At 40.8% G+C, this 22291-nt stretch carries 18 protein-coding genes; 11 read left to right on the top strand and 7 right to left on the bottom strand.

Annotated features, from left to right (window positions below; genetic code table 11):
• The first annotated feature begins 2 nt into the window (after positions 1 to 2).
• A complete protein-coding gene (locus tag IIB39_04000) occupies positions 3 to 377 on the top strand; it encodes a response regulator (protein MCH8927861.1) in 375 nt (124 codons plus the stop codon).
• Here the strand turns inward: IIB39_04000 and IIB39_03995 are convergent.
• Together IIB39_03995 and IIB39_03990 are read right to left on the bottom strand one after the other, a co-directional pair.
• Entirely contained in the window at positions 374 to 784 is a 411-nt protein-coding gene (locus tag IIB39_03995) for a CoA-binding protein (GenBank protein MCH8927860.1), read from the bottom strand. The two genes, IIB39_04000 and IIB39_03995, sit on opposite strands and share 4 nt — an antisense overlap.
• A 71-nt stretch (positions 785 to 855) precedes the next feature.
• On the bottom strand, positions 856 to 3675 hold the full coding sequence (locus IIB39_03990; protein ID MCH8927859.1) for a flagellar hook-length control protein FliK: 2820 nt from the start codon (positions 3673 to 3675) through the stop codon (positions 856 to 858).
• A 190-nt stretch (positions 3676 to 3865) separates the two neighbouring features.
• Here IIB39_03990 and IIB39_03985 point away from each other — a divergent pair, with 190 nt between their 5' ends.
• Positions 3866 to 4843, top strand: coding sequence for a site-specific DNA-methyltransferase (locus tag IIB39_03985; GenBank protein MCH8927858.1), 978 nt, complete (start codon positions 3866 to 3868; stop codon positions 4841 to 4843).
• A 14-nt stretch (positions 4844 to 4857) separates the two neighbouring features.
• Here IIB39_03985 and IIB39_03980 read toward each other — a convergent pair whose 3' ends face one another.
• The 4 genes from IIB39_03980 to IIB39_03965 all read right to left on the bottom strand — a co-directional run bounded on the left by IIB39_03980 (position 4858) and on the right by IIB39_03965 (position 10145).
• Positions 4858 to 7359, bottom strand: a complete 2502-nt coding sequence (locus IIB39_03980) for a hypothetical protein (protein ID MCH8927857.1) — start codon at positions 7357 to 7359, stop codon at positions 4858 to 4860.
• Between the two features lie 124 nt (positions 7360 to 7483).
• On the bottom strand, positions 7484 to 8524 hold the full coding sequence (locus IIB39_03975; protein MCH8927856.1) for a hypothetical protein: 1041 nt from the start codon (positions 8522 to 8524) through the stop codon (positions 7484 to 7486).
• Positions 8524 to 9561 carry a hypothetical protein gene (locus IIB39_03970; protein MCH8927855.1) on the bottom strand — a complete coding sequence of 346 codons (1038 nt, stop codon included), beginning with the start codon at positions 9559 to 9561 and terminating at the stop codon, positions 8524 to 8526. The genes IIB39_03975 and IIB39_03970 overlap by 1 nt, the downstream gene beginning before the upstream one ends.
• Before the next feature lie 56 nt (positions 9562 to 9617).
• Positions 9618 to 10145 carry a hypothetical protein gene (locus IIB39_03965; protein ID MCH8927854.1) on the bottom strand — a complete coding sequence of 176 codons (528 nt, stop codon included), beginning with the start codon at positions 10143 to 10145 and terminating at the stop codon, positions 9618 to 9620.
• A 506-nt stretch (positions 10146 to 10651) separates the two neighbouring features.
• On the opposite strand from IIB39_03965, the gene IIB39_03960 reads away from it, so the two are divergent.
• The 5 genes from IIB39_03960 (at position 10652) to IIB39_03940 (ending at position 14658) form a co-directional block, all read left to right on the top strand.
• The gene (locus IIB39_03960) at positions 10652 to 11038 is read left to right on the top strand and encodes a hypothetical protein (GenBank protein ID MCH8927853.1); all 387 of its coding nucleotides are present in this window, start codon (positions 10652 to 10654) and stop codon (positions 11036 to 11038) included.
• A gap of 226 nt (positions 11039 to 11264) precedes the next feature.
• Complete coding sequence (locus IIB39_03955; protein MCH8927852.1) at positions 11265 to 13037, top strand: type II/IV secretion system protein; 1773 nt, start codon at positions 11265 to 11267, stop codon at positions 13035 to 13037.
• Positions 13038 to 13046: 9 nt separating this feature from the next.
• The gene (locus IIB39_03950) at positions 13047 to 13550 is read left to right on the top strand and encodes a hypothetical protein (GenBank protein ID MCH8927851.1); all 504 of its coding nucleotides are present in this window, start codon (positions 13047 to 13049) and stop codon (positions 13548 to 13550) included.
• Positions 13551 to 13553: 3 nt separating this feature from the next.
• Positions 13554 to 14108: a hypothetical protein gene (locus tag IIB39_03945; GenBank protein ID MCH8927850.1), complete on the top strand. Its 555-nt coding sequence runs from the start codon at positions 13554 to 13556 to the stop codon at positions 14106 to 14108.
• A gap of 4 nt (positions 14109 to 14112) precedes the next feature.
• Positions 14113 to 14658 carry a cyclic nucleotide-binding domain-containing protein gene (locus tag IIB39_03940; protein MCH8927849.1) on the top strand — a complete coding sequence of 182 codons (546 nt, stop codon included), beginning with the start codon at positions 14113 to 14115 and terminating at the stop codon, positions 14656 to 14658.
• 5 nt (positions 14659 to 14663) lie between these two features.
• Here the strand turns inward: IIB39_03940 and IIB39_03935 are convergent, their stop codons facing one another.
• Positions 14664 to 15983, bottom strand: coding sequence for a type II secretion system F family protein (locus IIB39_03935; protein MCH8927848.1), 1320 nt, complete (start codon positions 15981 to 15983; stop codon positions 14664 to 14666).
• 410 nt (positions 15984 to 16393) lie between these two features.
• Between IIB39_03935 and tadA the strand changes: the two genes are divergently transcribed.
• The 4 genes from tadA to IIB39_03915 are packed head-to-tail and all read left to right on the top strand — an operon-like array spanning position 16394 to position 22271.
• Positions 16394 to 17635 (top strand): Flp pilus assembly complex ATPase component TadA, encoded by a 1242-nt coding sequence (tadA, locus tag IIB39_03930; protein ID MCH8927847.1) that lies wholly within the window; start codon positions 16394 to 16396, stop codon positions 17633 to 17635.
• A gap of 2 nt (positions 17636 to 17637) precedes the next feature.
• A complete protein-coding gene (locus IIB39_03925; GenBank protein MCH8927846.1) occupies positions 17638 to 20124 on the top strand; it encodes a tetratricopeptide repeat protein in 2487 nt (828 codons plus the stop codon).
• 4 nt (positions 20125 to 20128) lie between these two features.
• A complete protein-coding gene (locus tag IIB39_03920) occupies positions 20129 to 20998 on the top strand; it encodes a hypothetical protein (GenBank protein ID MCH8927845.1) in 870 nt (289 codons plus the stop codon).
• A gap of 7 nt (positions 20999 to 21005) precedes the next feature.
• Positions 21006 to 22271 (top strand): hypothetical protein, encoded by a 1266-nt coding sequence (locus tag IIB39_03915; protein ID MCH8927844.1) that lies wholly within the window; start codon positions 21006 to 21008, stop codon positions 22269 to 22271.
• Positions 22272 to 22291: the final 20 nt, after the last annotated feature.

Genomic DNA, 22291 nt, shown 5'->3' with positions numbered 1-22291 from the left:
AAATGGCTTTTAAAAAAATAATGATAGTTGACGATGAAGAGGATATAAGAAAAACTCTGTCACTCTTTCTTGAATCCAAATGCGAAGAAATAATTGAAGCAGACGGAGTTGGACAAACAATTTATCACCTCAACAGGGAAATCCCCGATTTGATATTTTTGGATGTAATGCTGCCGGGATTGGACGGAATTGAAATACTTCAAATGATAAAAAAATACAATGAGAATGTGCCGATTATTATGATGTCGGGATATGCTACTGAGGAAATGGCAAAAAAATCATTGAGCATCGGAGCCTATGATTATGTCAGGAAACCTTTTAACCTCGACAGGATAAGCTCTTTGATGTCAGTTATAGAACTCGCTAAATTTGTTTAGGCAATCAGACGATTATATTCTTTCATAATGCATCTGTCCATAACGACGTCAAGACCGCTATTATGGGCGTGTTCTGCCGCCTGGTTATTTATTACACCTTCCTGAAACCAGATACCTTTTGCCCCGATAGAAACAGCTTCTTCTGCAACACAGAATACTTCTGAAGGTTTTCTGAAAACGTCCACAATATCAACTTCCGTTTCGATATCCAATAGACTGGAATAAGATTTCATTCCCAAGACCGTTTCATAATTGGGATTGACCGGTATTACCTCATATCCTACGTTCAAGAGAAATTTGGCTATACTGTTGCTTGTTCTCCACGCTTTATCTGATGCTCCATATACCGCGATAGTGTGACTCTCTTGAAGCAGCTTTCGGATTACTTCACTGTTCTGATAATTCAATAACTTTTTATCTCACCCTTAAAATTTATTTTCTGAATCAATTATGATTATATAGCGATGTTACGACAAGTTCAAGCGTAAAGTCTATTCAGGTTTTCTACAGAGATAGATTGCTTCGGTTTGCTTGTGCAAGATATGTGTGGAACGCCCAATCCCATATTTTCAAAACGTTGAATCAATTGTGGTAAGTTTTTTCGCAGTAAATTCATATACTCTCCCCTTTCGAGGTCAACAGTCAGATTGAAAGCGGATGAGTTTTTTTGGATATATATACTTACAGGACCAAGCGGTTCGGGAGCGAGTTTAATAGATAAATTCAGTTCCTCACTCCCGTCATCCAATTCTTTTTTAGAGAACCGCAATGAAGCGTGACCGTCATGAGGTGTGTCCGGAAAAGGAAAAGAGAACAGCAATTCCTCTCCTTTTTGAGTTATGTTCGATTGTAATTGCTCTATCTGTTCCAAAGCGCCCATGATACTCTTTAAAATCGAGTTTTGCTGCTGTGGCGCGACTTTATTCTGTTGGAGTTTAACGTATCTTAATGTTCTGAGAAGTGTACCTTTTACAGAGCCGTTAAATATTTTATTAAGTTTCGATGAAAGGTTTGATCTTTTCCTCAGAGTATGATTCTGAAAAGGCATTTCAAAAAGCGAACGACCCATTTTGAAGGTAGCTTTATCAGCTGAACCCTTAGATAAAGAGAATAGGAGTTCTAATATTTGTTTCAAGCCGTTATCGTTTTGTCCTTCCGGAGATTGTTTGTTCATCGCCATTAAATAATTAGAGATGAGAGTTGATTTTTCGGGGGACAACGGGTCCATAGACTCAAGGGATTTCCAGGAGTTTTTATTTAATGGCAGTTCCAGCTTCGCAGCTTTGACTGCTCTGTCTATAAGCTCGGAACTAACGGAATCAGGGCTTAGCTTAAGCGTATTCAGAAGATAATTAGAAATTTTCAGCACAGTTGCTCGAGATATATCCGCATTGGCAGCAGCCAACCGGGAAACGATTTTCATTTCAAAATCCGTTTTGACAATACCTGTTTCTTTGAGCAGACTTTCTAAATTTGCATTCGTTGGAGCAACACTGTTATTGGAGTTGGCGCCAAGGGAAGCTGCGAGTTGACCTAATATTCTTATCTTATTTATCTCTAAAGCGATTGACTTACCTGATTTGACAGATTGTAAAGCTGAATCAATCGCGGAATTTATGGAACCGGTTAATTCCTTAAATGACGAGTGTTTGCTTTTTGATAATAGTCTACCCAGTTTTCCGGAGCTGCTTTCCGGAACTTCAATGCCTGCCATTTTTGCAAACTCAACCAAACTTCGTAATTCTCCTTTTGTATTTTTGTGCGTACCTGATATTTTCAACGATAAGTTATGAAATTTATTCAGAGATTTTGAGCCGGATAATTTGCCATTGGGAAGCTCGGTATAAAGTCTATTTAAATCTCCCGATATGGAGGATTGTACATTTTTTATATCTGTTATAAAGCGAATATTTTCCGGGCTTAGCGGCAACTTCAATTGTTTTAACAAAATTGTGGTTTTCATCAGATGTTTTAATTCAGCCTGACTGCCGATATCGGAATCGAGACTTGATATAGCTCTGAAAAGTGAATCCACCGCCTTCCTTGTGATTGAAATATTATTTTCCAACAATGCTTCGGCAGCGAGTAAATTGCGCGATGTGGGAGAAACGCCGCGATGTAGCAAAGACTGCGACATTCTTACCTTATAAAGCAATTCCATTGATGATGTTCCCGGCGCAAGCAACAATCCTTTTTCAGCGGGACGGTTTGATTCAAATAGACTCCTGTATAATTTTGCGCCATTTTGAAAAATTTTATAATTCTCAGCTGTTTGTCGGTCGGCGGATATGGAAATCAGATTAGCGCTCAGATTGTTGAATATTATTCTTCTGACAGGAGAAAATTTCGTCTCTAAGTATGAGGGAGTCTTGTTAATGCTGTTGAATATCTTATTCTCTAAATCGAATCCAATTGATTTCACATATTTTCGCAGCTCATTTCGGTTTAACGGCTCAGCGAACCCATTTCCCAAAAGTTCAATTACTTTCTGAAGCGCCGGATTAGGTAACGCTCCGTTTTTGCTGATGAAATTTGCAACAACGCCGAGGTCTTTGGAAAGCGCCGGCAGATAATCTGCCTCCGGAGTTGGAATGCCGGAAAGAACTTTCAGGTACGCTATATCGAACGCCGGCTTTTCCATAGTTTGGTTCACACCTGAATTAATCATGGACGCTAAATTCATCTCTCCCAATGAGCTCTTGACAAGGGGCGGAGAGGCGAACAACTTGAATATATCTTCCATAATTAATTTAACGGATGTCATATCGCGGTGAGTGAGGTTCTCGACCGAGGAAACCAGCTGAGAAAAAAATGAATTCAATTGCTTGACAAACATCTCCACTTCGTTTTGCGAACGAGGATCGAAATTAATCAGATTCTGATACTCCGTCCTAAGAGATTCCACGTTTTTAGGCGGCACCGCTCCCGAACTTTCAATCAGCAACAATAAACGCGATAAATTGTGGTTGAGGAGCGCTTTTGTAGCTTTGATGTATGACTCTCCGGTTGCAGAAGTCAACGGTTCTTCGACGGACGATTCGGTGTTTGCATTCGGTGTGGGATTTATTGCCCCGAATTTGAGTAACAATTTTTTTATTTCGAGACCGATGGAATCTGCTAACTTTTGAAGAGCTGATATTTCTTCTTTTGAAATTACCCTGGGTGCCTCAGGTTTAACTAATGTAGCAACTCCATTACCATTCTTTAAATTAGTGCGCACACGGCTAACCGTTTCCGGTGTGGAAGGCTTTAAAGTTTTTAATATTTCTTTAATCACGGTCATAAATTCATTCGACATATTATCACTGAATTATATATTATGCTTCAATACGCACTATTATATTATCGGGAGAAAATCTAATAAGGTTAGCGGATAAAGTCCTGTTAACAACTGCTGTAATATATTTCAATCTCCGATATTAAGAAAAAAACAAACGATATTGCCACTGATGGAATAAAATGCTAATTTTTCAAATAAATATGTTAATATCCCCGTTAATCAGTTGAAATATTCTCTATACAATGAAGATTGCATTGATGGCGCAATCAAACATCTGAAAGATGATTCCATTGACCTTATAATTACGGATCCTCCCTATGGAATCAAAGGGGATAAGCTTCATCAGCATTATAACAGGGAAGAGAGTTACGTTCTTGACGGATACATTGAAGTTCCGATTGATGAATATCCCGACTTCAGCCTAAGGTGGATAGAGCAGGCTGAGCGGGTCTTACGACCGGGGGGAAGTATCTATATCGTATCGGGTTACACGAATTTAATTCACATCCTTAACGGATTAAAAAACAGTTCTTTGGAGGAAGTGAATCATCTGATCTGGAAATATAACTTCGGAGTCTATACGAAAAAGAAGTACATATCTTCACATTATCATATTCTTTACTATAAAAAACCGGGAGGAGATAGAACATTCAATCAATTCGTTCGATTCGGAAGAGAGGATCTGGACGAAAGCGGAAAATCGAAAAACTACAGCGACAGGGAAGATGTATGGATCATTAACAGGGAGTATAAAAAAGGTCAGGTAAAAAATAAAAACCAGCTTCCTTTAGAGCTGTTGAAAAAAATAATATTATACAGCACTGATGAGGGGGACAGCGTGTGTGACTTTTTTCTCGGCGGATTCGGAACGGCGAAAGTCGCACTTGGTCTGGGCAGACGAGCTGTAGGTTTTGAAAAAAGTGAAATAGCTTTTAATCATCAGATAAAAGAGATAGACAACATCAAATTCGGCGGAATTTTGGAGAACATCGCTATCCCTGATGAAAAAAGTCCGATAAACAGCAGTAAAAGATGGGAAAAAGCGGAAATAAAAAAACTAATGAAAAGATTTGATAAGTTAGCCGCTAATTCTGTCTTAAAAGGAAAAGCGATTCAGCTTCTATCAGAAGAGTTCGGCAGGGGGCGGTTCGGAATTTTGAATATGCTTAAAAAGAACGGGCGTTAACGCGGAAATTCTTATTAATCCACGGATCCCGTTATAGTAAGAAGGTCATTTCCATTCGGACTTATAACTAGTATTGTAACTGCTGCCGGAACAGGTGGATCTATGTCGCCCGGATTGTTATCAACTATTTTGAAAGTGAAAAGTGTAGTTTTTGGTCCCCTCGATTGGGTATCAGGCAGCGTAACTCCTATATCACCAGTTACTTGGCCAGCGGTCGTACTTACTTCTATTGAGGTACCTCCTTCAAGAGGCCTGCCGTGTTCTGCATCGCTCACCTTTACTGTAAAGGTCTGCGAACCAGCATCAGCAATTGCAAAAGTTCCAGGAAAACCTACCATTTGAATCTGTGTAAGCCCTGACCAAAGCATAAGCGAAGTCGCGAATATGGAGTTCCCGTTTTCGTCCTTTGTCTCCGCAGTTATGGTTACGAAGCCGCTGTCAGCGGGTAATGGCTTTGGATTAGATGAGGTTAGTAGTACAGAGGCCTTTCCGTTTTCATCTGTAACTGCCGAACCCTGTATGACTCCGGCACTTGTACGGAAGCTGACGGCAGTTCCCGGTCGGACGATGTTAGAAAATTTATCTCCCACGATAACTCTGACAGAGTCGTCCCTAATACTTACTAATCCGGCAATATTTAGTATGGAAGTAATTGTGAAGTGGTCTGAATCGGGTTGACCGCCATGTATTGAAATAAGCGGTGCCTTAACTTTAATTAATCCGGTTCCCGGATCAAAAGATGCCGTCACCTGGACAACACCTGCAATTGTGCCGCTGTTGAGTGTAGTTCTGACCAGACCGGAATCATCTGTAGTTGCTGTTAAAGGAGAAATGAATTCCCCTCCTCCGGGACCAGACAATGAGAAAGAGACCACAGCGGATTTGAACCGATCCAGGGGTGTGTCATTTTTATCTAGCAGCTGAAAGGTAATCTCGGAAGATTCCTTTTCACCACCAACACCTTTAATACTTATAGATGTCCGAGAAACTCTAAAGATGATAGCGTTAGAAGGCGGACCTGCTCGGTTTTTCGGAGTTAACGCCTGAACAGCTATGGTTATTGTACTGTCAACCGTCAATGCTACATTGGACGCAGAATCGGTAACAAATTCTTCATGCGAAAATACCAGATCTACGGTGTCACTCTCGCTAATTTTTATAACAAGGCTGAGTGTGAAAATACCAAGTTCATTAGACAGCGTTGTTTCATCGTGCCCGATAGCCCTGATCTGTACGCCTTCGATCGGATCAAAAAATACGTCATCAACTACGACTCCCTTTACTATGGCTCTTGAGCCATCCGGATCTATGGGCAGAAGATTAGTTGGAGGAACGTCGATGGTATCACCGATAACCAACGCTAAATTCGGAAGTGTGGAAGCTAAAAATCCCTGTTTTATAATCTCAAGATTAATTACTTTAGATTCATTACCGGTAATTTTGACCGCAAAGGCATAATTTCCTTGTGCGTCTGTAAGCGCAGACTCAGGATGATTCAAGGTTCTTACAAAGGCTCCTTCAATGGGAGCTTCAGTAATACCGTTAATTACAGTCCCTCTGATTCCGCCGAGTCCCTGGGATATTACTAACGGAATAAGACTTGCAGGCGGAGCGTTCACGGTATCTCCCACAACTACACCGATACTTGAAAGAGTATCAGGAGCAAAAGATTCTTTACTTATATCCAGAGTCAGGACATTAATTTGACCCGGATCAAGTGTAACTGATAAAATGTAAGACCCTGAACTGTCGCTCAATGTAGTTTCAGGATGTTTCAGAGCTCTGATGAGCGCTCCTTCCAGCGGAGCTGCGGTAATAGCGTTCACTACTTTACCCTTAAGCGCAACAACGCCTCCTACACTGGAGATGGGAATTAGATTTGCGGTACGCACCTTTACCGTGTCAGCGAACGAGATGGCGACGTTTGTGACTTTATCAGGAAGAAATGTTGCCTTGGAAATTTCTACAGTGACTGAAATACTATCCCCTACAACAATTGAAAAACTTAATACATAGTGTCCGTTTGCATCTGTTAAAGTTCCATCGCTTTCATGATCCAATACACGGACAAATGCGCCTTCGATATTTTCGTTTGTAAGAGCGTTTACAGCATTACCTTCAATCACAACCGTGCCTGAGGTGGTTGCAGTTGGAACGGGAAATAGCGTAATGGGTGGCGCAGTAACACTGTTGCCAATGTCTAATCCTACATTGTTGAGCGTATCAGTTATAAATCCGGATTTAGAAAACTCGAGTGTGGCTTCACTGACATCGGGTAGGTCAATAGAAATCAGAAGTTCATAGGCTCCTGCCGAGTCGGTGAGAGCCGATTCGGCAAATCCAAACGCTCTGACGAAAGTCCCGACGAGAGGTTGGAACGTCTGACCATTAATGACTGTTCCGGTTATGGTCGCCTCGTTGACTATGGTTTCGCAGGATAGGGTAATAATGAGCGTTCCTAACAGAATGGCAATCAACAACCATTTAATTTTTATTTTGTCGACGAATAGTTTCATACTATAATTTTATTTAACTTAAGTGGAATATATTAGACAGCAAGACGGGATAAGTCAAGATATTTTGTTTTATCGGAGAAGTGAAAGAGGCAAGATTTACCGATTTCTATTCAGAATTAAGCAGCTATTCATACCAGATTTTCTCGGTGATTATTCTTTTATCTTTTCCTCCATTAATAAGCGCTGTGCGTACCATATTGATGGCTTCACTGCTGTAAAAAATATCTGCCGTGCCTTTCAGCTCCAGTTGGGTAACAGTGGCGCCGATATGAAGAGCGCCATAAATGGTGGGATTACCGACACTTGCATCTATAATAAGTGACTCGCCACCGGAAGCTATAATAAGGCCATACCACGTAGGATTACCTGTCATTGTCAGCGATCCATTTATAGCAAGAACTCCGTATCCGACAGAATTTCCTCCGAAAGTTGTATTGCCGTTCGAATAAACAATAATGGGATTTTCTTGAGTGCCCCAGCTGACTCCATTAAAGGATCCACCGGTGTAAGACAGATCAGCCAATCCTGAATAATATTCCACAAGATCGCTGAGATCTATGAGAGGGGTATCAAGACTCACTTCTACCACAGGGTTGCCCTGAACCCAGGTTGGATTTGATGAAGCAACAGTCTCAAAACGTGTACTGTCATCACTGTTTGAAAGCGTTAATCCGGCAAGATCGGGGCCGGGACCTGTAGTGCCGTCCATATTCGTATCAATCCCGCGGATCTGTGGATTACCGGCAAAGTCGAAGATTGTACAATCCGACTCGATCGCCACAGATGCGGTTATCTTCGGAACAAGAAGGCTTTTACTGACGAATTGAACCCGTACAGTGTCAGATTCATCCTCATAAATACCAGTTACCCTGATTAGAAGAGTATCGTAATCAAGTATCGAATCATAAGCTACTGATTCAATGGATGCTGTGTATGATCCATCAAGAAAACTGCTGTCGCTGTATTCCTCGCTACTTATACCAGTCTCAGAATGAATTGACATAATATAATTTGCTGCGATGTTGGTAACGTGATGAGCAAGTATGGACTCCGTAAATACAGAGGAATTTAGAGAGGATGATTCAGCGGTTTTATTGAGATTATTCCGTAAAGTGCCGAATATAACGATAAATCCCAAAACCATTATTAATGAAGCTCTACCCATTATTCATACCAGATCATTTCGCTGATCGTCCTTTCGGCTCCATATCCGCCGCCCACACCGTCAATGCCGGCATTAAACGCTGTTAATGCAACAGCTATGCCCTGTGTGCTGTAATAGATGTCCGTTGTTCCTGTCATTCTTAAAGTTGTTGTGGTATCACTGGTGCCAAGAGAAAAGGAACCGTAGATAGCCGGATTTCCGCTTGCGGAATAGGCATCATAACCGTCGCTTGAATTAACCAGTACCATACCGTACCAGACTGAGCTGCCGCCCATAGCTAAGGAGCCGTCAACAGCTAATATACCATAGCCGACAGTTCCACTCCCTAAGACCAAATGCCCGTTACAGTAAACAACCATAGGATTAGCCTCGCTGCCGAAAGTATTTCCATTATAAGTGCCCGCTGCAAGTGTGGTATCTGCTATTGTACCATAGAAATCAACAAGCTCGGTTACTGATAGCGCGCTTGTATCCGAACTTACTTCAATAGGGGGGTCTCCGGTTAAGAAACTGGAATCGGCAGCGAGTGATGCGCTGTCTAAGTCACTGCTCAGTGTGAACGCTGATAAATCGGGTCCGGGGCCGTCTGTACCGTCAAAGTTGGTGTCATTCCCTGTTATAGAAACTGTGCCTCCAAGGTCAAACTCCATCATTCCTGAGCCTCCAGCAATGGACGCTCCGCCGGTGGCATCCGGGAAGAAATCAATGGTATAAATCATATCAATACGATTCGTATAGCTCTCACCCTCAAAAGTAGCTGTAACGGTTAATCTTAATGTGTCTCCGAGATCTGTAAAGTAAGCTGTGAAAGAGCCGCCCATAAAGTCAGAGTTTGAATATGATGAGTCATTTCCTGTATTGGAAAAAACGGAAAGTCCATACTCAGCTGCGCTGTTGGCAATGTTACGAGCAATTATAGTTTCGGCGTACTCTGAAGAGTTAGCAGATGCGTTTTCGGAGGTCTTAGTTATGTTACTCCGGACCATTCCGAATATCACGATAAATCCCAATACTATCAATAAGGATGCTCTGCCCATTATCTTTTCAGCTTAAAAATTAACCTTACTGTCAATAACTAAATCACTAAAAACCATTATCCGCACACACCTTCAACACGAATATTTGTCAGTTTGAAGGAACCCGGATATACATCATCAGTTCTGACGGCAACTCTAAAACGTAATTCCAAGTTATGGACCCATCCTGCGAGATGGGATATATCTTCATAAACTCTGAACCATCCACCACTGCTTTCGTGTTTTGCATACACCCTGATGTTACTTACAATCCATGAATCCTCATCTAAAAGAATATCTTGTTTGCTGAACCGAACATAAGCGGTAGAGCAGTTGCTAATATCTACATGATCTTTTAATTGTAAATGAATCGTATCAGGTACCGACCTGACGGGATTATCCTCATTGAATACAAACAAAAAAGAGAGCAGTCCGTCGTCCATTGAGGGGGTGACGAAACCTTCAACATCCCATTGAGAAGCATCCGTGCTTGTGAATAATTGTGTGTATTCGATTTCACCATCCTGAGCGAGAATTGCTCCCGGAAGTAGGAAAGGACCTATTAATATTATAAGAAGTAACTGTGAAATTTTTTTAAGACTCATGGCGCATACTCCAATTCTTAATTTTACCAGTTTAGTTCGCGGTCCAATACAATTTAAGCAGCCAATACAAGGCGTTTCTTAAAGACAGGACTGCAACATACATACTAACAACCACGTTAGAATATTCCACCCATTGACATCTGCCTACAAACTATTATAGGCATTGGGCGGTTCAGAATCAAATATAATTAAAGAGATTATGAATAGTGTGACGGAGGTAACATTCATTAAAAATTGTGATTCAGGATACAAATCAGATAGTAAATTAGCATATATTTGTTTGTGTAAGAAATAATTAATAGACTTACACGACATACAGACAGTGTTTTATTACAGCAAACGCAGTATTTATGCTTGACTTATAATACTAAAGTCTGTATAATCAAGAGACTATGAACAATTAAAACCGCTGGATTGGTTAATATTAATCACTTTAGTCAATTAGAGGTAATAGCAGTCTTTTGAAAATAAGTAAAAGTCTCAAACCATTAATAGGAGGTTAACAAATGGGACAACAGCAATTATTACTAATCGTACTCGGCACCATTATCGTTGGTGTTGCGGTTGTTGTGGGTATCAATATGTTCACGACAGGCGCCGTTAACGCAGAGCGAGACGCGCTTTTACAGGATGTGAATAACGTCGCATCGTCAGCAGCTTCTTATTGGCGCAAACCGGCGGCATTAGGCGGTGGAGCGAGAAGCTTTGTTGGAACAACCGATGTAATAACTTTTGGCGCTGATTCATCAAACGCCAACGGTAATTTCCTTATGTCAGGTGTTACGGCCACATCGTTCGTCCTTACAGCTACAGGCGCAAACGAAGGCGTTATTATCGTTGCCACTATTACTCAGCAGGGAGTTTCGGGTACACCGACAATAACCTTGCCGTAAGAGTTGAGTGGTAGCATTGTTGATTTAATTCAAACTAATATTGCGGGTAGTACCATGATTATTGCAGCTACCCGCAAATATTAAAAGAATTAAATATTGATGAGGCGCAATGTTATAACAGCAAGGCGCCTGAAGTAGTTTTTCAATGAAGAAAAAAGAGCAAACCCTCAGACTTTCAGTCCTCTCTCGGGCAACTATTATCGCGGAAAAAGGAGGCAATTAGCAGATGGCTTTACGTATTGGAGATGTTCTGGTACAGAAAGGCATTATTACGGAAGAGCTTCTCAAGCAAGCCTTAGAAATTCAATCTAAAGAACCTCAAAATGACCGAAGAAGAATCGGGGAAGTTCTTTATGAGGATTTGGATGTAGACAGGCATAAGGTTCTACAAGCTCTAACCTCTCTATATGCTATAAAGGAAGTCCAAGTTACGGTTGATGAGATCCCTGAAGAACAGTATGAGTTTATTAAGGGATTTTTAGAGGAAATGAGCGATGATAACAGAACCTCTATGATTCGCGCGAAGATGTTGCCGTTAAAATTTGAGCGTACTAACGGGGAAGGAATATTAACTCTTATTGCCGCCGACCCGACTGACCCGAGTTTACAGGGGATAGTGGAGCAATTGAATTATCGCAATTATGAAATTGCCTACACTAAGAAAGAATCCGTAGAGGAATTAATAAGTAAGATACTTTCAGGGTTGAACGATTTTCTCGGTATTCTTGATGAGATTGATTATGATGAAGAAGAGCAAGGAGAGGACGAGGAAGTTGATGAGTCCGCATTAGACGCCGAAATCAATCAAAGCGCTTTAACGGCATTGGTTGAAGGCGTTCTCGTTGAGGCTGTAAGGCAGGATGCAAGTGATATTCATATAATCCCGAGTTCATCAACGACAACTGATTTTTTGTTTAGAATTGATGGAAAACTATCGGTCTGGCATACGCAAAAAGGGGTCAAACCCGAAGCAATCATCGCGGTTTTCAAAGATAAAACTCGCAATGTTGACCGATTTGAACGCGATATGGCACAGGATGGATTTATTCAGCGCAGTGTTGATGATTATCTGATTCGGTATCGTGTGTCACTTATTCCTATTGTAGGACAAGAATTCGACCGGAAGTTTGAAAGTGTGGTTATCAGAATACTTGATGACAGAAAGGTTGTTACAGATTTAAAAAAACTTGGCCTTCAGCCAAAAGCAAGCGAAGATTTCCATAAAGCGATCAGCAAACCTTCCGGAATTATCATTGTAACAGGACCTACAGGCAGCGGGAAAAGCACAACTCTAATAGCAGCGCTGTATGCGGTAATTACTCCTGAAGTTTGCGTCTTGACCGTAGAAGAACCTGTTGAATATCTTATCAAGGGCGCGCGTCAATTAAAAATTAGCGACAAAATGGGCTTTGATTTAGCAATGCGCGCTATTTTGAGGCACGATCCTGATATCGTTCTTGTGGGTGAGATCAGGGATAAGAAAACGGCTGAAATCGCAATTAAATTAGCAAATACCGGGCATTTAACTTTTTCGACACTTCATACCAATGATGCTCCAAGCGCCATTTCCAGGCTTTTTAAGATGGGGGTAGAGCCATTCCTTATAGCATATTCTGTAAATATAATTATGGCTCAACGACTTGTGAGAAGGTTGTGTAATGAGTGTAAAATTCCAATGAATGATGAGACAAAGACTTTCGCCAAGAAACTTGGTTTTACCGATGAAGAGCTGGAGACTGAAAAGAATTTATTTCAACCGGTGGGCTGCAATAAATGTCGTAACGGCTATAAAGGCAGAACAGCGATAATGGAGGGGCTATATTTTACAAAAGAACTCCGGGAGATAATTGTTGCGTCAGGTGAGGATATAAACGAAAAAGCAATATTGGAACAGGGCATCAAAGACGGTATGCTGACGCTTAGATTTTCAGGTATAAATCGAATAAAAGAAGGAATAACATCCGTTGACGAAATTGCAGCGATAACGGTTGATGATTAAAGGAAATAGATGGGTAAAGCAGAACTATTATTAGTACTTGCAGCTCTTTCAATATTCGGGTGGTTTTCGCTTACAGTGAACAGAGCACTCCTTGAAAATAGCAGCAGGGTCCTCGAAAGTGAATTCGAGATTACGGCTATTTCACTTTTGCAGGAAGTGATATCTGACGCAGGATTAAAAGCGTTTGATGAAAATTCAGTATCCATGATTCCAGCTTCTGTTCCGGGAGGATTTACAGCGCCCGGAAACCTTGGCGAAGATGGGGGAGAAGACTATCCCCTTTATAATGATATAGATGACTTTCATGGCTTGACTATTATTGATACAACGGGCACCGAAAAGAGGGGGTGGACGTATGCCATCGCCTGTACCGTAGGTTATGTGACATCAGCCGACCTTGTGACTTTTTCGGCATCCCAAACCACATTAAAAAGAATGAATTTAACATTAACCAGCGATTATTTACCCAATGCTATTCGTCTGAGTTATGTTTATTCATTTATAAGGGAGTAAATTATGCCAGATATTGAAATGGCAGGCTCTTTTCTTATCGGCGGTATGCTACTATTGTCCATTCTTGCATTAAATACCGAGATCATGGAAACCGCGACTATGAATTCCCTTGGGACTAACGCCCAGGAAAACGTCACCGTTATAGTGAGTATACTTGATTATGATTTTCGGAAAATGGGTTATAAAGTCGCTTCAGGTACGACAATCATAAGAACTATGACCAGTACGACTATAGAATTTTTAGGTGACGTGGATGATGATGGCGTTGTGGACACCGTAGGCTTTTATCTTGGACCTACGTCCGAGCCGTCATACACCGATAACCCAAATGACCGTTATCTTTACAGAGATGTAAATGGAACGGCAAGTGATGTGGCATTAGGAATGACGACCTGGAATTTATCTTATTATGCGGCTAATGGTACTGTGACAGCTGTCCCGGCGAATGTACGTTCAATTAGAATTGCCTTCACCGTTCAGACTATGATTCCGTTTGATACTACTTACGGAGAAGCGCGTTGGGAAGGAAGATTTTCACCTAAAAACTTAGCGGGTTAATAAATTGATAAAAACAAATTCAGATAATGGAAAAGCTATAGAAAACAATGAGAAGATAAAAGAAAATTCGCTGAGTGTTTGGTCGCAGCACACGGGTACGCTGCTGTATTTTCAAAAACCGCCGTTATTGCTTGCTCATTTTCCGCCTGACATAGCAAAAAAATTCCTTGCTGCGGGATTCGACGAAAAATATGAACTGCATGAAAATATTATGAAAGAAGGTCAGGTAGGAACAGATATGTTTCTCATATGTGAAGGCTCCGTATCAATTTACAGCCAGGATATCAAGATGGCCACCTTAGAAAAGGGTGATGTGTTCGGTGAGTTGATTTTGTTTAGAGATCACTACCGGATAGCGTCAGTCAGAGTAGAGAAACCTGCCCGTTTACTCAGATATACACGAGATATTCTAAAGGACTTTTTCGGTAGGAACGGACAAAAACTTTTTGATATTTATATGATGAACCTGATGGAAATTTTAAGAAGAAAACTTATTGCCACAAATAAAAAGGTTATTGAATTAGAACGTCAGCTGATTAAACAGCACTAAGAATATCACATAATTGAAGTTTCGGCAGAAACAATAGTCAATCCTACCATAACTACCATGATGATCATTGTGACCATCAAATCTATCATACTAATGGCTTTTTCCATTCGGTAGCTTGTCTCGGTTTCATAATAGTTCGCCAGCTGAAGGGCATTTGAACGCAGCGAGCCCGATTCAGCTCCTGACCGGAACCGGGAAATGGCGGTGGTAGTAAAGACACCTGTGCCTTCCATGGCTTCCACAATGCCCTTACCTTCCGCAAGCATCATTGGAATTCCCACCTCCTTCATCTGTTTTTCCATATATCTGTTTCTACACGCCTCCGAAGCAATTCTTATTACTTCTATATTCTCTCCCGAGCCGCTGTAAAGAGAGTAAAAAACGCGAGCGAAAATCTCTATGCTCATCTTATGGATTAATTCACCCATAATAGGTAAATGGATGATGTGTTTATCGAGCCAGAGACCTCCCTTTGGAGTCTTGATAAAAAATACAAATGATATAATTGGCGCTAATATCATGAATAAAACCAACATCCAATTTTCCTGTAGAAAATCACTGAGCTTAAGAGTTGCCGTGGTCATAGGAGGCAATGTTTTCCCGAATTTTCTGAAAATGCCGGCTGTTTCGGGGAAGATGACCATTACATAGTAACCGACCACAAAACCTATGACACCGAGAGTTATTAACGGCGTCAATAACGCTTTTTTAAGATTTCGTTTAAAATCCTCGTCACGCTGCATAAACTTGGCGGTACTCTCATAAACTTCCGCCATATTACCGCTTGTGGAGGCTACAGCCAACATAAATGCCGGGAATTTTCCGAAGACGTCCTCGTGCTTTCCGAACACTTCTTTTCCATCTTTTCCCTCTTTAAGGTCTTTACTTATCTCTTTTATCACTTCACGAAGACGCTTGTTTGGAGTGTCCTCTCCCAATAAGTTCAATATTTCGTCATACGGAAGGTTTTCTTTCAGCAAGTCCGCGCAAAGTCTGATCCATGAAGCGATCTCTGCGGAGGGGACAGATCCTTTAAAATCAAAAAGTTTTTTCTGAACTTTAAGTACTTTAAAACCGAGCTTTTCGAGCGCTGCCTGAAGCTCTTCTTTGCTGTAAGCGAGCTGCTCCCCGGTTTGAATTTCCTGAGTACCGCGCCTTGTGCGGTAAAGGAATTTTACTTTTTTCTCAATTGTTACTACCTGAAGCCTTCTTTTTCGAGCGATGGATTCAGCTTGAGTTTTAGCTTCCTTTTTATTCTTGGCTTCTACATAACCAATAAGGACTTTCCCTCGAATGTCTTTGGCTTTATATCTGTATTGGTCCAACATATAATTATATCTTTGAAATTATCATCATCAATGTTATTAGCATTTCGTATATATAAGGCTTAATTTTATGAATCTCAGACAGTCAGTATAAAATGAATTCGGCTATAAGTCAATAAATTAAATTTGATTATCGTTGGTCCAACGGGTTCCGGAATTTGAAATGGGTGAAGAATATAATGATAAATAATACGCCGGTTTTCTACTATTATATTCTCGATATTGAAATCGATAGAAAACATTGTGTAAGTCGTTAAAATGGTGTGATTTACATCAATATTCTATTTGTATTTAATTCATAATTTCATATATTAGGCAAAATAGCTTTTAAAACTACGCACCTATATTTTGGTTTGATGAAATGAATGAGCTTCGAACGAACATTACATTCGCATTAACTTAGGAGTTAAATGGATTCAGCACTTGTTACTAAAGCAAAGGAAATCCTGAAACCTTTAATTTCCCAGACACCCGAAACGTTATTTGGTCTGGAGAAGCTTATGTACAATTCCAAGGTCGTTCAAGAATTAGAGGATGATAAAAAAGTAGTTCTTAGGAATCTGGTTAATGCAATTATTCTTCGAATGACTGATATAGACGCATCTGATGTTGATATGGGTTCAACAGGCTGTAGAGGAAAAGTATGGTACAGGATTCAAGGCGCAAAAAATCCTGATCCTGAAGCGGGAGATTGGGATGAGTTTGAGATGGATTTATTGCTTTTGAACATAATAATGGTAAAACAGCGCGAATTTTTGGCGAAAGAAAGAAACGTTGATTTTTCCTATACGGTACCATATAAGGACAGTCATATAAGACTCAGAGGCGATATGTATATGGATTTAGGGCATATAGCTTTAAATATGCGCCTGATCGGATCCGAGATAAGGCCCTTTGCCGGATTCGGATTTCATCCGGAGATAGCAAAAGCATTAAGTCTTAAATATGTTAAACAGGGCTTATGTCTCATAACAGGAATAACCGGTTCAGGAAAAAGTTCAACTCTGGATTCTATTATTGATGCCAACAACAGAAGTGTAGACGCTCATATGGTCATAATCGGTAGCCCTATTGAGCATGTTCATGAATCAGCAAGATGTATTATACGACATAGAGAAGTTGGCGCTGATGTTTTATCCTTTAAGGAAGGGGCGATTCAAGCTTTGAGGCAGGACCCTGATATTATCGTGATTGGTGAGATGAGAGACCCGGAAACGATTATTACCAGCCTTGAAATTACCGACAGTGGCCATAAAGTTTTCTCAACACTTCATACTTCCTCCGCAGTTGAAAGTATCGACAGAATAATAGGAGAGGTACCTTCAGAAGTTCAGGAGCGTATCCGGGAAAGACTTGCCGATGTATTAACCGTGGTCGTGTCCCAAAAACTCGTTAGGACTCTTGACGGTAAGCGCGTATTGGCGAAAGAGGTACTTCGCGTAACACCATCGATTAGCGCAGCAATAAAGAATAACAATCTTGACGAAATCTACCAAATGCTGCAACAGGGTTCGAAATTAGGTATGATTACAATGGAACAAGACCTGAAGAGATTGTATGAAGAAAAGAAGATATCATACGAAGAGGCGCTGAATAACGCTAATTTGAAGAAACGATTTAAGGAGATTGTGCAGTATACCCCTAACGCATAATAATGGCCGCACCCCAAAAAATATTCAGTATATATCTTGACGTTCGAAGAGAACTGAAGACCGTCTTTGCAACTATCTCCGGCGGGAAGATCACTGTAGAGAGTTTTGATCATGCCATGATGGTTTCTGTACTCAAACAGCAGGTGGAGGAAACAGACGAACTTATAGACGGCGAACCTCTTATGGAAGATGCGGGAGATGTTTTCGGCGTTGAAGATGAACCGATAGAGATAACCGATGAAACTCTATTCGGCGGGGATGAGGATGAAGCCGAAGATATGGTGTCAGTGGATGATGCGGAGGTAATTCAGGACGGCGATACCGGCGAATTGACCAACGAAGACGTCCTGCTCTCACTTATTCAACGTGTTGACGCTAAGAAATTCCAATTTGCTATAAATATCCCGGCAACACTGCTTTCGGTATTCCATTTAAGGGATAATTATGAAGAGCTGAAACCCAAGGAACGGAATAAAGAAATTCGTGACACTGTCCGTGAACGGCTTGATAAGGATATTCCGTCCGATCATATCGCGCACATTATGGCGAGTGAGGGAGGAGGCGCGATTTCATTTTCATACGAAGGTAACATTCCTCTTCTTACGGCGATTGATGGAATAGTACCGCACCTTGATTCAGCACCCAAGTTTACTCTTGCCGTACCGGATGAAATATCTCTGCAAAATATAATACGATTGAACGAAAATCCCGGGGAAGAAGATTATATAGCAATTATTGATATGGAAGAGACTTCTACTCGGATTATCATCTCTAAAGGCGGGAATATTGTTCATATACCGCCCCCTGTTCAAGCCGGTACGGAAACCCCCGAAGTAATGAACACAATCTACAGTAAGATACTTTACGAACAGGATATGGGCGATATGCCCGATTTTCAGAAGATAATTCTTACGGGTGAATCTAAAGATGTAAACGCAAAGGAGTTTCTTGATGAGAAGTTCGGTGATGCGGAGGTTGAATACCTCACCATCAGGACTGATAAAATTGAAATTCCTGAAGAATTAATAGAAGATTTGCCCGAATATGCTGTTCCGCTTGGTATGGTATTGCACGCATTAATCCCGAAAGACGATTCCATACTGCCTGTAAATATGCTTCCGGATTATGTAAAAGTACGGCAAAAAACGCTGAAGCTTGATTGGCACGGAATAATTATTTTAGCGGCAATATTTGCTTTGCCATTTGTATTTAACTGGCAAAATAATAAAAAAGCTACTCAAAAATCAGAAATGACGCAGCGTCTCAACTATCTCCACGGTTCAATCGTTGACCTTGAATGGGCAGAACCTTTGTTAGATTCCATCGCAACGAAAATGGCATTAGCTGACGAAAATATGACTCTGGTGGATTCGCTCTCCAAGGGAACATTACGGTTTTCCGTAACGCTAAATACCATTAATGAAGCCGTTAGGAAAGTTAACAGTATATGGCTGACTGAAATGAATACAAGAGCAAACGGTATTGATATTTCAGGTTTTAGCTTATACCGAAACAGAATTCACAGACTTGCTTCGCAATTTATCGGCGCAACTATACAGAGCGTTACACCGGCTCAAATCAGAGATAAACCCGTATATAGATTCCAAATGTTACTCGTAAAAATCGTCGAGGACGATTCGTTATTTAATCCGGTAGTTGTCATACCTGAACCCGAGCCGGAATTGATAGTGGAAGAAGTAGTAGAACTTCCGGTTGTGGAGTTGGTGGAAACTCCTGTGGAAACACTTGAAGTAGTAGAAATTGTCGAAGATACAGTGGTAATTCCGGTTGTGGAGTTGGTGGAAACTCCTGTGGAAACACTTGAAGTAGTAGAAATTGTCGAAGATACAGTACTGATTCCGGTTGTCGAATTGATGGATATTCCGCCCGGAATGATATTACCCGATACACTGTACGGAGTGGAGTTCACCGTGGAACTGCCGCCCGATTACGAAAAAGAATTAGACTCTTTATTTGCGGACACGCAGTTGCAGGACACTATAATAGTTTCAGAGGAAGAAGCTGAGCCAGCTCCAATAATTGATACATATATTGATAGTACACCCGATATTTATGAGTCCGCCTCTCTGATATATATCAGTAAACAAAATTTACCTCTTGAGTATAGCAAAGCATTTGGATATTATATCAGTTCAGATTACGTGCCGGCGTTGGAAATATTCATAGCAATCGCTGATGCCCGTATAGAAGATTCGCTAACGGATAACGCACAATATTGGGTCGGAGAATGTTTATTAGCATTAGAATTACCGGATCAGGCGATTGTTGCTCTTGAACGCTTGTTTAAATTATATCCGAATTCTAATAAGTTGGAACCGGGTCAACTGTTACTCGGCAAGGCATATGCAGAAGTGGGCAGAAAAGATGAAGCATTGAAACTCTTGAACATGATGCTTAATGAAAACCCGAACGGAGAATTTTCCGACAAAGCACGGTATATGTTAAATTCGATAATCAAGCAGGGATGAATCAGTGTCTTATGCATTAAGAAATACCTTAGTTCTTGCGGCTGTATTGCTCGTGTTAGGCGGATTGGGCTGGGGTTGGCTGAATTTTACCTATGGGGAATCGCTCGAACGACTTGACATTGACCTGGGAAAGAAAGAAAAACGTCTCATGGAATTAGAGATCATTTTAGCGGATTATGACTACATGCTGGATAAGCTGAATCAGACTTTGAGGAGGTGGGAATATTATCCAAAAACACTTCTTCCTGAAAATAGCGTCCATGAGACATACAGGTATCTTGAAACGATTTCGAACCGTAGAGCCGCATTTAATTATGAATTTAAATTATCCGGTGTCACCCGCAGCGGCGATGTTATTTTTGCAAATTATCAATTAAAGGGAAGCGGTAACTACAGGAATATTAACAGATTTATCCAGTTATTGGAAAACAGCAAACCAATGTATAAAATAGAGTCACTACGACTTAACCGCACTGCAGGTGGTCAAGATGCAAAAAACGAAGTTAACATAACCCTAAATTTTAAGGGCATGTTCGTATCCGGTGACAAAGCAGAATTAATTAAAGATGACGATCCATTCATACTCAGTAACGTTAAATTCGGTACCCGGTTCGATCCGTTCAAGCCTTTCGTTTTGAATATTCTTCCTCCGAACAGAGAAAATCTTCTTGTGGTGGAGAGGGCAAAGGTAATAGCCATTTTAAAGGGTTTAGCGTATATTCAGGATCAAAGGGGAAATATGTTGACGATAAGAGTCGGCGATAAAGTTTACCTTGGACTTGTTGAAAAAATAAACCTAAAGAAAAGTGAAGTAGTATTTGCAATGAACAGGGGTGGAATTTTCGACCGAGTTGTCTTGAAACTCGAAAATTGAACTTTAAATGAGAGAGATTAAAATGATATTGGGAAAAATCAGAGTGGTGAACTTAGCTGCTGTAAATCTTTTTTCTATTTCCGCGCTGATTATTACTCTGGTTTTGCTAATAAATGTTGGAGACATTTTTGCTCAACGAATTGGCACTCCGTTTCAGGGTACAGGGAGCGAAGATGAAATTGTTGCGTTTCCTCCGACGACTACTTTTGATCAGGCAATTCAGATATTAAGCAGGATATCAAGAGATGTTGAAGGAAAAGTAATTATTGATCCCACGAATCAACGGGGTCCCATAAATATATTGATTCAACCCATATACTGGAAAAACGCTCTTGAGGCAATACTTAGAGCGAACGGATTAGAATTCGTGGAAAGGGCAACGTATTATGAAATTCGTCCTTCAGGCTCAGGAATATCATTGCCAACAGGCCCCATAGGTCCGATAGAAGGGGAACTGACTATAGATTCCCGGCAAGTGGAGATTTCTGCAATATTCTTTCAAGCGACAAGAGGAAGTATAGCGGAAGCAGGTATTGACTGGTCTATCTTTTCAAGGGGCAATGTCAATTTTGATATCAGTTCAATCGCCGGTTCAAGTGTAACACAGGAGTTCTTAAGCGCTTCCATTGATTACACGGCCGAATCGGGTACTTCTACTATCACCACTCTTGCACTTTTAAGCGCATTTGAGGCGCTTAACATAGGAAAAATAATTTCCAAACCATCCATTACCGTGCTTGACGGAGCAACAGGCGTTATTCAAGTCGGACAAAGTTTTTCAATTAAGCAGAGAGATTTTGCCGGTAACACTACAGATAAATTTTTTGAGGTCGGAACGATTTTAACGGTGACTCCCACGATTATATCTGACAGAGACATAGATTTTATTCATCTTGACATAACCGCAGAGAAAAGCTCGGCCTTTCCTGATCCAGTGAGCACACGAATTGATAAGCAATTAGCAAAGACTGAAGTAATACTTCTTGATGGCGAGCAAACAGCGATCGCAGGACTATTTACTGATGAAGCTACATCCGTAAGAAAAGGTATTCCAATCCTAAAAGACCTCCCCTGGTGGTTCTTCGGACTTCGATTTTTGACCGGATTTTCCTCATCCGAGACAAAAGAAGAAGAGCTTATAATAATAATCAGGGTGAATTTAGTGCCTTCCATTACCGAAAGAATAGAACGTAGAAAGTTTGAATTAGATGAAATCCTCAGGAAAGAGAAAGAAAAGTTCGACGAGGACATGAAAAAAATTCGAGCTAAGTAAAAACGTCCGGTTGTAGAATA

The sequence above is a fragment of the Candidatus Neomarinimicrobiota bacterium genome (assembly GCA_022573815.1).
GTDB lineage: Bacteria > Fidelibacterota > SORT01 > SORT01 > SORT01 > JACZTG01.
This window is presented reverse-complemented; position numbering and strand designations above follow the sequence as displayed.

What these genes read in the sequence shown, in the direction of transcription:
- IIB39_04000 (MCH8927861.1), top strand. Translation starts at nt 3, where the DNA reads ATGGCTTTTAAAAAAATAATGATAGTTGACGATGAAGAGGATATAAGA.
- IIB39_03990 (MCH8927859.1), bottom strand. Translation starts at nt 3,675, where the DNA reads ATGTCGAATGAATTTATGACCGTGATTAAAGAAATATTAAAAACTTTA.
- IIB39_03980 (MCH8927857.1), bottom strand. Translation starts at nt 7,359, where the DNA reads ATGAAACTATTCGTCGACAAAATAAAAATTAAATGGTTGTTGATTGCC.
- IIB39_03975 (MCH8927856.1), bottom strand. Translation starts at nt 8,524, where the DNA reads ATGGGTAGAGCTTCATTAATAATGGTTTTGGGATTTATCGTTATATTC.
- IIB39_03970 (MCH8927855.1), bottom strand. Translation starts at nt 9,561, where the DNA reads ATGGGCAGAGCATCCTTATTGATAGTATTGGGATTTATCGTGATATTC.
- IIB39_03965 (MCH8927854.1), bottom strand. Translation starts at nt 10,145, where the DNA reads ATGAGTCTTAAAAAAATTTCACAGTTACTTCTTATAATATTAATAGGT.
- IIB39_03960 (MCH8927853.1), top strand. Translation starts at nt 10,652, where the DNA reads ATGGGACAACAGCAATTATTACTAATCGTACTCGGCACCATTATCGTT.
- IIB39_03955 (MCH8927852.1), top strand. Translation starts at nt 11,265, where the DNA reads ATGGCTTTACGTATTGGAGATGTTCTGGTACAGAAAGGCATTATTACG.
- IIB39_03950 (MCH8927851.1), top strand. Translation starts at nt 13,047, where the DNA reads ATGGGTAAAGCAGAACTATTATTAGTACTTGCAGCTCTTTCAATATTC.
- IIB39_03945 (MCH8927850.1), top strand. Translation starts at nt 13,554, where the DNA reads ATGCCAGATATTGAAATGGCAGGCTCTTTTCTTATCGGCGGTATGCTA.
- tadA (MCH8927847.1), top strand. Translation starts at nt 16,394, where the DNA reads ATGGATTCAGCACTTGTTACTAAAGCAAAGGAAATCCTGAAACCTTTA.
- IIB39_03925 (MCH8927846.1), top strand. Translation starts at nt 17,638, where the DNA reads ATGGCCGCACCCCAAAAAATATTCAGTATATATCTTGACGTTCGAAGA.
- IIB39_03915 (MCH8927844.1), top strand. Translation starts at nt 21,006, where the DNA reads ATGAGAGAGATTAAAATGATATTGGGAAAAATCAGAGTGGTGAACTTA.